This is a genomic window from Providencia manganoxydans (assembly GCF_016618195.1).
Classification (GTDB): domain Bacteria; phylum Pseudomonadota; class Gammaproteobacteria; order Enterobacterales; family Enterobacteriaceae; genus Providencia; species Providencia manganoxydans.
Genome location: NZ_CP067099.1, coordinates 4,330,246 through 4,342,370, shown reverse-complemented (window position 1 = coordinate 4,342,370; position 12,125 = coordinate 4,330,246). Strand labels below are relative to the sequence as shown.

Annotated in this window: 11 protein-coding genes; 9 read left to right on the top strand and 2 right to left on the bottom strand. The window is 43.1% G+C overall.

The window, feature by feature from the left end; genetic code table 11:
• Nucleotides 1–642 precede the first annotated feature (642 nt).
• The 5 genes from rpmH (at nucleotide 643) to mnmE (ending at nucleotide 4,507) form a co-directional block, all read left to right on the top strand.
• Entirely contained in the window at nucleotides 643–786 is a 144-nt protein-coding gene (gene rpmH, locus JI723_RS19860; protein WP_004906236.1) for a 50S ribosomal protein L34, read from the top strand.
• A gap of 21 nt (nucleotides 787–807) precedes the next feature.
• Nucleotides 808–1,167, top strand: coding sequence for a ribonuclease P protein component (gene rnpA, locus JI723_RS19855; RefSeq protein ID WP_081336048.1), 360 nt, complete (start codon nucleotides 808–810; stop codon nucleotides 1,165–1,167).
• A complete protein-coding gene (yidD, locus tag JI723_RS19850) occupies nucleotides 1,131–1,391 on the top strand; it encodes a membrane protein insertion efficiency factor YidD (RefSeq protein WP_070929843.1) in 261 nt (86 codons plus the stop codon). The genes rnpA and yidD overlap by 37 nt, the downstream gene beginning before the upstream one ends.
• A gap of 2 nt (nucleotides 1,392–1,393) precedes the next feature.
• Nucleotides 1,394–3,043, top strand: a complete 1,650-nt coding sequence (gene yidC / locus JI723_RS19845; RefSeq protein ID WP_140179906.1) for a membrane protein insertase YidC — start codon at nucleotides 1,394–1,396, stop codon at nucleotides 3,041–3,043.
• A gap of 99 nt (nucleotides 3,044–3,142) precedes the next feature.
• Nucleotides 3,143–4,507 (top strand): tRNA uridine-5-carboxymethylaminomethyl(34) synthesis GTPase MnmE, encoded by a 1,365-nt coding sequence (mnmE, locus tag JI723_RS19840; protein WP_272580823.1) that lies wholly within the window; start codon nucleotides 3,143–3,145, stop codon nucleotides 4,505–4,507.
• 176 nt (nucleotides 4,508–4,683) lie between these two features.
• Here mnmE and JI723_RS19835 read toward each other — a convergent pair whose 3' ends face one another.
• Complete coding sequence (locus JI723_RS19835; RefSeq protein ID WP_337979685.1) at nucleotides 4,684–4,860, bottom strand: hypothetical protein; 177 nt, start codon at nucleotides 4,858–4,860, stop codon at nucleotides 4,684–4,686.
• 503 nt (nucleotides 4,861–5,363) lie between these two features.
• Between JI723_RS19835 and JI723_RS19830 the strand changes: the two genes are divergently transcribed.
• Nucleotides 5,364–6,137 (top strand): transferase, encoded by a 774-nt coding sequence (locus JI723_RS19830; protein WP_337979684.1) that lies wholly within the window; start codon nucleotides 5,364–5,366, stop codon nucleotides 6,135–6,137.
• A 3-nt stretch (nucleotides 6,138–6,140) separates the two neighbouring features.
• Here the strand turns inward: JI723_RS19830 and fdhD are convergent, their stop codons facing one another.
• Nucleotides 6,141–6,971 (bottom strand): formate dehydrogenase accessory sulfurtransferase FdhD, encoded by an 831-nt coding sequence (gene fdhD / locus JI723_RS19825; RefSeq protein ID WP_070929846.1) that lies wholly within the window; start codon nucleotides 6,969–6,971, stop codon nucleotides 6,141–6,143.
• 181 nt (nucleotides 6,972–7,152) lie between these two features.
• Here fdhD and fdnG point away from each other — a divergent pair, with 181 nt between their 5' ends.
• The 3 genes from fdnG to fdoI are packed head-to-tail and all read left to right on the top strand — an operon-like array spanning nucleotide 7,153 to nucleotide 11,803.
• Entirely contained in the window at nucleotides 7,153–10,200 is a 3,048-nt protein-coding gene (fdnG, locus tag JI723_RS19820) for a formate dehydrogenase-N subunit alpha (protein WP_139158723.1), read from the top strand.
• A gap of 11 nt (nucleotides 10,201–10,211) precedes the next feature.
• Nucleotides 10,212–11,156, top strand: a complete 945-nt coding sequence (gene fdxH, locus JI723_RS19815) for a formate dehydrogenase subunit beta (protein ID WP_070929849.1) — start codon at nucleotides 10,212–10,214, stop codon at nucleotides 11,154–11,156.
• Nucleotides 11,153–11,803 carry a formate dehydrogenase cytochrome b556 subunit gene (gene fdoI / locus JI723_RS19810; protein ID WP_070929850.1) on the top strand — a complete coding sequence of 217 codons (651 nt, stop codon included), beginning with the start codon at nucleotides 11,153–11,155 and terminating at the stop codon, nucleotides 11,801–11,803. Before fdxH ends, fdoI begins: the two co-directional genes overlap by 4 nt.
• The last annotated feature ends 322 nt before the right edge of the window (nucleotides 11,804–12,125 follow it).

The window sequence follows — 12,125 nt, the reverse complement described above, 5'->3', positions numbered from 1 at the left end:
GGTGGACTCCCCTAAACAAGATCATCAATGAAACAAAAGAAGTACGGATTAAGCAAAGAATTTTCCGATCCTCAGATCAGAAATGTGACCGGAGATCATACCGTAAAATTGGCAAGAGATCTTCATTCTTTTACACAGTTTTTATGCTTTTTATCCACAGGTAAATGTGGTAAGACAACGAGGTTAACAGAGAAGCATACAGTTTGATCGCGATCATCAATGTTTTTTTCCACAACGTTGGGGATAACTTTAGACTATTTCTGGAAAATATTCTCTAAGATCAAAAAATATTTTTAGATCGACCGATGATCCTTGCGCTTTAGGGTGGAGTCCGTATAATCTTCCACCCTGTGTACTGCGTCGAAGCGATTTTTATGATGACTCATTTACGTTTAGGTAAGTGATTAAAATGAAAACACCGCTTTATGCGCTGTGACAGTATATGTCAGCAAACCTGTCAGCCAGGCTATAAATAAAAGTGGTTTGATTGCGTCATTTCATTGACGTGACCCCCTATGTTTTATTACAATCCTGCCTCTTTCTATATTGTTGCGATAGAGGCACAGGTGTAAATCAGTTTCCACTGGTTGCCAACGCGTTTACTGAATCAGTAATAAATTTAAAAGTTAGGTAGAAATCGTTATGAAACGCACTTTTCAACCGTCCGTACTGAAGCGCAACCGTTCACACGGTTTCCGTGCTCGTATGGCCACTAAAAATGGTCGTCAGGTTCTGGCTCGCCGTCGTGCTAAAGGCCGCGCTCGTCTGACCGTTTCATCTAAGTAATAAAGCTAGCCCTCTATTCTAGTGGTTACGCTCGCTTTTACCCGGGAGTTACGTTTGTTAACTCCCAGGCACTTCGATAATGTCTTTAAGCAGCCGCAGAGGGCGAGTTCCCCAGAGATAACAATCCTTGGTCGCCTAAACGAGCTGGGGCATCCCCGCATCGGTCTTACCATCGCCAAAAAAAATGTTAAACGAGCTCATGAGCGAAATCGTATTAAACGATTAGCCCGTGAATATTTTCGTTTGCATCAACATGAGTTACCTCCAATGGATTTTGTGGTATTGGTAAGGAGAGGGGTAGCTAATCTCGATAACCAGCAAATCACGGAAGCATTGGGTAAGTTATGGCGTCGGCACAATCGCTTGGCTCAAAAATCCTGATCGGGCTGATTAGGGGGTACCAATTGGCGATTAGTCCGCTATTGGGGCCTCGTTGCCGTTTTAATCCAACTTGTTCAAATTATGGAATTGAGGCATTGCGCAGGTTCGGAATGTTAAAAGGTAGTTGGTTAACAGCGAAACGCGTATTAAAATGCCACCCTTTACACGCTGGTGGTGACGATCCTGTTCCACCTAAAAAAAACGATGATAATAGAGAATTATAACGATGGATTCGCAACGCAATCTTCTACTCATCGCTTTGCTATTTGTTTCGTTCTTAGTCTGGCAGGCTTGGGAAAGCGATAAAGTTACCCAAGATGTAAAAACTGTCCAAACGACACAACAAACAGATATGCCAAGCAGTGATTCCCAAACTGTAACGAGCAGTGGGCAAGGTAAGCTGATCACAGTGAAAACAGATGTGTTAGATTTACGCATCAATACACGTGGTGGTGATATCGATGAGGCTGACTTGTTAGCCTATCCTGCGACCCTTCATTCGGAAGATCCTTTCCGCTTACTAGAAACTACACCAGGTTTTCTCTATCAGGCACAAAGTGGTCTGATTGGCCAACATGGCCCTGATAACCCAGCGAATAACAATGGTCAACGTCCTGTTTATAATACGGCTGAATCTAGCTTTGTATTACAGGATGGCCAAGATGAGCTACGTGTTCCAATGACATTCACCGATAAAGACGGTGTGGTTTATCAAAAAACCTATGTCTTAAAACGCGGCCATTACACTGTTGATGTTGAATACAATATTCAAAACCCAACAGCACAAGCTTTGAACCTCGCTTTCTTTGGTCAGTTGAAACAGACTATTCAATTACCAAAAGAGCGTGATACGGGTAGCAGCAACTTTGCATTACATACTTATCGTGGTGCGGCTTATTCTTCTGATGAAACTAACTATAAAAAATATAGTTTTAGCGATATTGAAGATAAAAACCTCAGCATTACCACTAAAGGTGGCTGGGTAGCGATGCTGCAACAGTATTTCGCGACGGCATGGGTTCCTGCAAGTAGCGAAAAAAGCACTTTCTATACCATCGACCTTGATAAAACCGCTGCAATCATTGGTTATAAGAGTGAGCCTGTGACCATTGCTGCAAACGGTGCGGGTACATATTCATCGACATTGTGGATTGGTCCTGAAATCCAGTCAGAAATGGCGGATGTTGCTCCACACTTAGATTTAACCGTTGATTATGGTTGGTTATGGTTTATCTCTCAGCCACTGTTCAAACTGCTGAAATTCATTCACGGTTTTGTCGGTAACTGGGGTATTGCTATCATTGTTATTACCTTTATTGTCCGCGGTATCATGTACCCGCTGACTAAAGCACAGTACACTTCAATGGCGAAAATGCGTTTACTGCAACCTAAACTGGCTGCAATGCGTGAACGTATTGGTGATGACAAACAGCGTATGAGCCAAGAAATGATGGCGATGTATAAAGCAGAAAAAGTTAACCCGCTGGGTGGCTGTTTACCTCTGCTGATCCAGATGCCAATCTTCCTTGCCCTTTACTACATGTTGATGGGGTCTGTTGAGCTGCGTCATGCACCATTCTTTGGTTGGATACAGGACTTGTCAGCACAAGATCCATACTACATCCTTCCAGTGCTGATGGGTGTGACTATGTTTGTTATTCAGAAGATGTCGCCAACGGCGGTAACTGACCCAATGCAGCAGAAGATCATGACTTATATGCCTGTCGTGTTCACGATCTTCTTCCTGTGGTTCCCATCAGGTCTGGTACTGTACTATATCGTGAGTAACTTAGTGACTATTATCCAGCAACAGATTATCTATCGTGGTCTGGAAAAACGTGGTTTACATAGTCGCGATAAGAAAGAAAAGAAATAATGTAAATCATAGATGAGCCTTCTGCTCAGCTATCGATATAATATTAAGGCGGCCATTTAATGACCGCCTTAATTCGTTATAGGATGACAGAGAAACATTATGCAAACCAATGATACGATTGTTGCGCAGGCAACGCCTCCTGGTCGTGGTGGGGTCGGTATATTACGAGTATCAGGCCCAAAAGCGGCATTCGTTGCTCAAACTGTATTGGGCAAACTACCAAAACCACGTTATGCAGACTACCTGCCTTTTCGTGATGTCAATGATAGTGTGCTTGACCAAGGGATTGCGCTTTTCTTTCCCGGCCCTAACTCCTTTACAGGTGAAGATGTTTTAGAACTACAAGGGCATGGTGGCCCTGTCATTCTTGATTTATTACTCAAACGTATTTTAACCATTGATGGTATTCGTATTGCTAACCCTGGCGAATTCTCTGAGCGTGCATTTTTAAATGATAAGCTGGATTTAGCACAAGCAGAAGCGATTGCTGATTTGATTGATGCGAGCTCAGAACAAGCTGCGCGTTCAGCGATGAATTCACTGCAAGGCGCTTTTTCTGCACAAATTCATCATATGGTTGAAGCATTAACGACTTTACGTATTTATGTTGAAGCTGCGATTGATTTTCCTGATGAAGAAATTGATTTTCTTTCTGATGGTAAAATCGAAGCCAAGCTGGATGAGGTGATTGCCGACTTAGGACGTGTTCGCGGCGAAGCGCGTCAAGGCAGTTTACTGCGTGAAGGGATGAAAGTGGTGATCGCTGGTCGTCCAAATGCAGGTAAATCAAGCTTATTGAATGCATTAGCAGGTCGTGAAGCTGCGATTGTAACCGATATCGCAGGTACGACCCGTGATGTCTTACGTGAACATATTCATATTGATGGCATGCCACTACATATTATTGATACGGCAGGTTTACGCGAAGCAAGTGACGAAGTTGAACGTATTGGTATTGAGCGAGCGTGGAAAGAGATTGAGCAGGCGGATCGGGTACTGTTTATGTTAGATAGTACAACCACCGATGCTACGGAGCCACAAGATATTTGGCCTGAATTTATGGCCCGTTTACCCGATACTTTGCCTGTCACTGTGATCCGCAATAAAGCAGATAAAACGGGAGAACAAATTGAATTTATTGAAGATGCCCGTTATCCACTGATCCGCCTTTCTGCTCGAGAGGAAAAGGGCATTGATTTGCTGCGCGACCATCTTAAAGAAACGATGGGTTTCAATAGCAATATGGAAGGTGGTTTTTTGGCACGTCGTCGCCACTTGCAAGCACTGGATGCCGCAGCGATACATTTAGCGCGAGGCCATGAGCAGTTAGTGGTGGCTCGTTCAGGTGAACTACTGGCGGAAGAATTACGTTTAGCACAACAAGAACTCAGTGAGATTACGGGTGAATTCACCTCAGATGACTTGTTAGGCCGTATTTTTTCTAGTTTTTGTATTGGTAAATAATTGCTCAAATCGTTTTGTTATACTATTGTTACAAGAAGTAGTGAAAATAGCCTCATCAAAAATTTGATGAGGCTATGGTTATTTATCACGAGTTTTGTTGACCGATTATCTGTCTTGACTGATCGGTATTATCTCGATGATATGTGGAGTCTTTACTCTATATCTGTAAACAATGATTAAAGTGGCAGACCTGGCAGAACAGGTAAATCAGGCAAATCAATGTCTAAACAGATAACAGCACCTGTAATTGGATCAACGACCGCTTGGATACAAACGTCGATATCATCTGCTGCTGCGTAGGTTGCAAAAGCTGATGAGAAAAGCATTGAGATAGCTAACAGTAAGTTTTTCATGAACCATCTCCTATAAGGATAAATGATTATCAAAGATTCAGACTAGGAAACACGGGAATATCAACATCTATACTGATATCAGCGCCTGTAATGGAATTAATAACTGCTTAAATATTAGCGCCAGAACCATTCGCTACAGCATAGATGATGAAAAATGACTAACAAATCAGAGAGATACCTAACAATAAATGCTTCATGACTATCTCCTGTTGTTTGAAAGTCATTTGAAGTCTAGTTAGGCGTAACCGGCATAATACCAGCATTAATAAATTAACATGATCTACATCACAATTAACGAATTAAAATCAATTGATTGATTTTGTTTTGGTAATTAAATCAATAAATTCAAACTCTTAAATATTCATAGGAATATTCTCATTAAACTCATTGGTTTATTTTTAGAGTAAAAAAAGTAGCAAATAACGAAAGTTTAATATTTCGTTAAGCTCTATTCCTGATTACTTATTACAATACTGATTAATATGAATATCAGGTCTAAATTAATGAACGATATCACGACGATAAACATTTATAGCTTTGTACAGCGCCCTGATTTGATCGCACAGTCGGAGGTGCTGTTAGACGCCTTATGGCCACAATTCATGTGTGAAACCGCAGTTCCTGATGAGTATTGGGAACAACTCTATCAAGAACCAATGAATCATTTCCAATTTTTAGCCGCCACAACGGTTAAGGGGAAAGAAACGGTTATTGGGGTAATTAAAGCTGTGCCTTTTCAATGGACTGATAGTGATCTTACTAAACTAAAAGAGTTTGGTTGGGATGATATTTTTAACTTTGCGATTGAGAACAAACAAGGGGATACCCGCTATATTTCAGCGTTATCAGTCACGGTTGAACCTAAATATCGTGGGTATCACATACCCGAATTGTTAATTAGCGCGTTGAAAAAAGCGGCGATGAACTATGGTGCAAAAGCCGTTGTCGTACCTGTTCGCCCAACGCTCAAACATTGTTATCCATTGCAATCATTCGATGATTATTGTGCTTGGAAAAATGAAAAGGGTGAGCCATTTGATCCATGGATCCGCACACATTGGCGACTAGGTGGTAAAATTTTATGGCCAATATACCGTTCAATGGTGATAGAAGGCACTATTGAACAGTGGGAGTCATGGACAGGTATGCGTTTTATGCAGTCAGGTCAATATGTAGTGCCTAGCGCACTTGTACCTGTTTCTGTTGATTTTGAAAAACAATGGATTGAGTATATCGAACCGAATTTGTGGATGATACACCCATTGGAACATGGATAACGATTAATCAATTATCCGACTTGAATGTGTGAATACGGTGGCTTTTCCTTGGCGGCAAAAGCCCACCAATGTGAGGTTTGATTTTTCAGCCACTTCAATTGCCAGTGAGGTAGCCGCAGAAACTGCAAATAATATTTCTGCGCCGCAGCTTGCCGCTTTTTGCACCATCTCATAACTTGCACGACTAGAAACTAATACGGCGCCTTGCTGCCAGTTTTGGCGATGCTTCATGCCTAATAGTTTATCAAGTGCCACATGACGGCCGACATCTTCACAGCCGCCAACTAATTCGCCTGTGGGGGAAATCCATGCGGCGGCATGGGTACAGCCGGTAATAGCACCGATTTCTTGAACTTTTTTTAATTCTGTTAAAGCATGGTCAAGGTAGCTGAGTGAAAATGTTTGGGTAAAAGGCAACGGCATAATAGGTTTGAAAATTTCATCGAGCTGCTCTGTCCCGCAGATACCACAACCTGTTCTGCCTGCAAGATTGCGTCTGCGCTCTTTCAAACCCATAAAACGGCGGCTGGATAATTCGATATGAATTTCAATACCACGATGACAACCTTGGACAATATCAATCCCGCGAATTTCTTGCCCTGACTGTATGATCCCTTCGGATAATGAAAAGCCAACCGCAAAATCCTGTAAATCTTTTGGTGTTGCCATCATTACGACATGGGATATACCGTTATAGACCAATGCGACAGGTAATTCTTCTGCAACCCAGTCATTGACAGGCTGTTGAAGGTTGCCTTTTTGTTGCACGCTTGTATGATTTGCACCAATCATTTTGAGAGATTTTGACTGTTTCGTGTTATTTGTTTCATGCATTAGATGAATTCCTAGCACTAATGATACATAATATTCATTATGGGTAAAAAGAATTTACACCATTCTCAGGCAATGAACCTGAATACGATACGGAAGACGTTGAATAAGAACAGTTTACCTGAGTATTGATATTTAAGATATTCAGTAGGTAAACAAGAGCAATGTAAATGAGGAGATCCCCATGCAAGTCAGCAGAAGGCAGTTCTTTAAGATCTGCGCTGGCGGTATGGCTGGTACAACGGCAGCGGCGCTGGGTTTTGCACCCTCAACTGCGTTAGCGTCGACACGTCAGTATAAATTACTGCGTGCGAAAGAAACCCGAAATACCTGCACATACTGCTCTGTCGGCTGTGGGCTGTTAATGTACAGCCTAGGTGATGGAGCGAAGAATGCAAAAGAAAGCATTTTTCATATCGAAGGAGACCCGGATCATCCGGTAAACCGCGGCGCACTCTGCCCGAAAGGTGCAGGACTTATCGATTTCATTCACAGTGAAAGTCGACTCAAATACCCTGAAGTACGCGAACCAGGTACTAACGAATGGAAACGCATCACTTGGAACGAAGCGTTTGATCGCATCGCTAAGCTGATGAAAGAAGACCGTGATGCTAACTTTATTAAACAAAATGAAGATGGTGTAACGGTTAACCGCTGGCTGACCACGGGTATGCTATGTGCATCAGCAGCGAGTAATGAAACCGGTTTTGTAACCCAAAAATTTAGTCGCGCCCTCGGCATGCTTGCCGTGGATAACCAAGCGCGTGTCTGACACGGACCAACGGTAGCAAGTCTTGCTCCAACATTTGGTCGCGGTGCGATGACCAACCACTGGGTTGATATTAAAAATGCCAACCTTGTAGTCGTTATGGGTGGTAATGCGGCAGAAGCGCATCCAGTTGGTTTCCGCTGGGCGATGGAAGCTAAAATCCATAATAAAGCTAAATTGATTGTTATTGATCCACGCTTTACCCGTACAGCGGCGGTGGCGGATTTCTACACGCCTATCCGTTCAGGGACTGATATTGCCTTTTTATCAGGTGTGATCAAATACCTACTGGATAACAAAAAAATCCAGCAGGAATACGTCGAAGCTTATACCAACGCTAGCCTTATTATCCGTGAAGATTACGGTTTTGATGATGGTCTATTTACAGGCTACGATGCTGAAAAACGTCAGTACGATAAAACCACGTGGAACTACGAGATGGATGAGAATGGCTTCGCATTACGCGATCCAACTTTGACTCACCCTCGTTGCGTGTTGAATCTACTGAAAGAACACGTTAGCCGTTATACGCCAGAAGTGGTGAATAACATCTGTGGTACGCCAATTGAAGACTTCCTACAAGTCTGTGAGTACATTGCAGAAACGAGTGCTAAAGACAAAACGGCATCATTCCTTTACGCACTTGGCTGGACGCAACATACCATTGGTGCGCAAAACATCCGTACTATGGCAATGATCCAGTTACTGCTTGGTAATATGGGGATGCTAGGTGGCGGTGTGAACGCACTGCGTGGCCACTCGAATATTCAAGGTCTGACCGACTTAGGTTTGCTATCACAAAGTTTACCGGGTTATATGACCCTACCATCGGATAAACAAACCACACTTGAAAGTTATTTAGCGGCCAATACACCGAAAATGACCCAACCAGGTCAGGTGAACTATTGGGGTAATTACCCGAAATTTTTCGTCAGCATGATGAAAACTTTCTATGGTGATAAAGCGCAGAAAGAAAATAACTGGGGCTTTGACTGGTTGCCTAAATGGGATCAGGGATACGATGTGTTGCGTTACTTCGAAATGATGGATAAAGGTGAAGTGAATGGCTATATCTGCCAAGGCTTTAACCCATTAGCCTCATTCCCGAATAAAAACAAAGTGGCAAAATCACTGTCTAAGCTGAAATTCTTGATCACGATTGACCCACTGAATACGGAAACGGCTAACTTCTGGCAAAACCATGGTGAGATAAACGAAGTGGATCCTGCTGAGATTCAAACTACGGTTTTCCGCCTACCATCATGCTGCTTTGCAGAAGAAAATGGTTCGATTGTTAACTCAGCACGTTGGTTGCAATGGCACTGGAAAGGTGCGGATGCCCCAGGCGAAGCCATCAGTGATGGTGAAATTCTGTCTGGTATCTATCATCGTATACGTCAGCTGTATGAAACAGAGGGTGGAGAAACGCCAGAGCCAGTTCTAAACATGACATGGAACTATCTCGACCGTGATAATCCAACACCGGAAGAAGTTGCCCAAGAAAGCAATGGTTATGCTTTAGTCGATCTGAAAGACGCTGATGGCAATGTCATTGTGAAGAAAGGCGAACTGTTGAGCTCATTTGCTCAATTACGTGATGATGGTACAACATCAAGTGGTTGTTGGATCTTTACTGGTAGCTGGACACCGAAAGGTAACCAGATGGCTCGTCGTGATAACTCTGACCCAACAGGTCTGGGTAACACACTTGGCTGGGCGTGGGCATGGCCATTGAACCGTCGTGTTATCTATAACCGTGCATCTGCTGACCCAATGGGTAAACCATGGGATCCGCGTCGCCAAATCCTTGAATGGGATGGTAGCAAGTGGATTGGTATGGATGTACCTGACTATAGCAACGCTCCTCCGGGTAGTGGTGTTCATCCGTTCATCATGCAACCTGAAGGTATGGGTCGCTTGTTTGCACTGGATAAAATGGCTGAAGGTCCATTCCCTGAACACTATGAACCGATAGAAACACCGCTTGATACTAACCCATTGCATCCAAATGTGGTTTCTAACCCTGCGGCGCGCGTGTTTAAAGATGACTGGGCGCAAATGGGTAAAGCGACAGAATTCCCTTATGTGGGAACAACTTATCGCTTAACGGAACATTTCCACTATTGGACAAAACACGCATTGTTGAATGCCATTATTCAGCCTCAGCAATTTATCGAAATCGGTGATCGCTTAGCGGCAGAAAAAGGCATTAAACAAGGTGATATGGTGAAGGTCAGCTCTAAACGTGGCTACATTAAAGCGAAAGCGGTGGTCACAAAACGTATTCATACGTTGAAAGTCGACGGTAAAGATATTGATACCATTGGTATCCCTATCCACTGGGGCTTTGAAGGTTTAGCAGTGAAAGGCTTTATTGCTAACACACTGACACCATATGTGGGTGATGCCAACACGCAAACGCCTGAGTTTAAGTCATTCCTTGTGAATGTGGAAAAGGTGTAAGGAGATAAATTATGTCAATGCAATCACAGGACATTATTCGTCGTTCCGCCACCAATTCCCTGACGCCCCCAGCGCAAGTACGGGACTATAAGGAAGAAGTGGCGAAGCTGATCGACGTAACAACGTGTATCGGCTGTAAAGCGTGTCAGGTTGCCTGTTCTGAATGGAACGATATTCGTGACAAGATCGGTACAAACGTTGGGGTTTATGATAACCCAACTGATTTAACCGCTAAGTCATGGACTGTCATGCGTTTCTCTGAAGTGGAAGAAAATGGCAAGTTCGAGTGGCTGATCCGTAAAGACGGCTGCATGCACTGCTATGATCCCGGCTGCTTAAAAGCTTGCCCATCAGAAGGCGCAATTGTTCAGTACAAAAACGGTATTGTTGACTTCCAATCAGAGCATTGTATTGGTTGTGGTTATTGTATTGCGGGTTGTCCGTTCAACGTGCCACGTATCAACCAAGAAGATAACCGTGCATACAAGTGTACGCTGTGTGTCGATAGGGTTGAAGTTGGTCAAGAGCCTGCGTGCGTGAAAACCTGCCCAACAGGGGCTATCCACTTTGGTACTAAAGAGGATATGACAGCGCTGGCAACTGATCGTGTGACTGAACTGAAAACACGCGGTTACAACAACGCGGGTCTGTATGATCCTGAAGGCGTTGGTGGTACACACGTGATGTATGTTCTACATCACGCTGATAAGCCTCAGTTGTATCATGGCTTGCCAGAAAACCCAACCATTAGCCCGACAGTCACTTTCTGGAAAGGTATCTGGAAGCCGTTAGCAGCGGTTGGTTTTGCTGCAACTTTTGCGGCGGCCATCTTCCACTATGTGGGTATTGGTCCGAACCGCGTCTCCAAGAAGGAAGAAGAAGAGGCTCTGAAAGATATTCAGAACTCAACGACTTCTGAGACTTCAAAGTCAGTTGAAGGGGAGGATCAAAAATGATACCGCAGGATAATGAAAAAATTATTCGCCATAAGCCGATTGAAAGGATCAATCACTGGGCGGTTGTGATTTGCTTTTTGTTCACTGCCATTAGTGGGTTGGGGTTTTTCTTCCCATCACTCAACTGGTTTATGAACATTTTGGGTACACCACAACTGGCTAGGATCCTGCATCCATTTGTCGGTACGGCGATGTTCCTGTTGTTTATCTTTATGTTTTTCCGTTATTTTCACCATAACTTTATCAATAAAGAAGATATTAAGTGGGCGAAAAATATCGGTAAAGTCCTGAAGAATGAAGAAGCAGGTGACGTTGGGCAATATAACCTTGGTCAGAAAGGGGTGTATTGGGTGGTGACTATCTGTTTACTGCTGTTGGCGGTAAGTGGTGTGATCATGTGGCGTCCTTACTTCGCTGACTTTTTCTCTATCCCAATTTACCGTGCAGCGATTATGGTGCACTCTCTGTCTGCGATTGCGTTAATCATCATGATTGTGGTGCATGCTTATGCCGCAATTTGGGTGAAAGGCTCAGTTCGCGCGATGGTTGAAGGTTGGGTAACACGTGGCTGGGCGAAGAAACATCATCCACGTTGGTATCGTGAAATCGTCGAAAAAGAAAAACAGCAGCAACAAGAGAAGAACTAAATTCTTTAATTGTTAACTAGTTATCAACCCACAGGCAATATTGCTTGTGGGTTTTTTAATATTCATTACGCGGCATTCTTCACGTTGTCGTATTTTTTGTTAAGGTATGCTGATTTCAGGTTCACGAGTGACTCATTACACCTAGTAATTCGTTTAATTATCACTTGGCTGTGCCTAGAATATAATGCAATAAAGATATATAAAATCATTTTATTATTACTTAATTATAATAATTAATTTTCTGGAGTCGATTTGGCATAGTCCTTTTACGAGGTAATTACGGAATATTGTTGTGTTTAACTTCAAATAAATAATATTTGAA

Bases quoted from the DNA above. Each gene is read 5' to 3' on its own strand.
- JI723_RS19835 (WP_337979685.1), bottom strand. From the start codon at position 4,860: ATGAAAAACTTACTGTTAGCTATCTCAATGCTTTTCTCATCAGCTTTT.
- fdoI (WP_070929850.1), top strand. From the start codon at position 11,153: ATGATACCGCAGGATAATGAAAAAATTATTCGCCATAAGCCGATTGAA.
- mnmE (WP_272580823.1), top strand. From the start codon at position 3,143: ATGCAAACCAATGATACGATTGTTGCGCAGGCAACGCCTCCTGGTCGT.
- JI723_RS19830 (WP_337979684.1), top strand. From the start codon at position 5,364: ATGAACGATATCACGACGATAAACATTTATAGCTTTGTACAGCGCCCT.
- fdhD (WP_070929846.1), bottom strand. From the start codon at position 6,971: ATGCATGAAACAAATAACACGAAACAGTCAAAATCTCTCAAAATGATT.
- rpmH (WP_004906236.1), top strand. From the start codon at position 643: ATGAAACGCACTTTTCAACCGTCCGTACTGAAGCGCAACCGTTCACAC.
- yidC (WP_140179906.1), top strand. From the start codon at position 1,394: ATGGATTCGCAACGCAATCTTCTACTCATCGCTTTGCTATTTGTTTCG.
- yidD (WP_070929843.1), top strand. From the start codon at position 1,131: ATGGCGTCGGCACAATCGCTTGGCTCAAAAATCCTGATCGGGCTGATT.
- fdxH (WP_070929849.1), top strand. From the start codon at position 10,212: ATGTCAATGCAATCACAGGACATTATTCGTCGTTCCGCCACCAATTCC.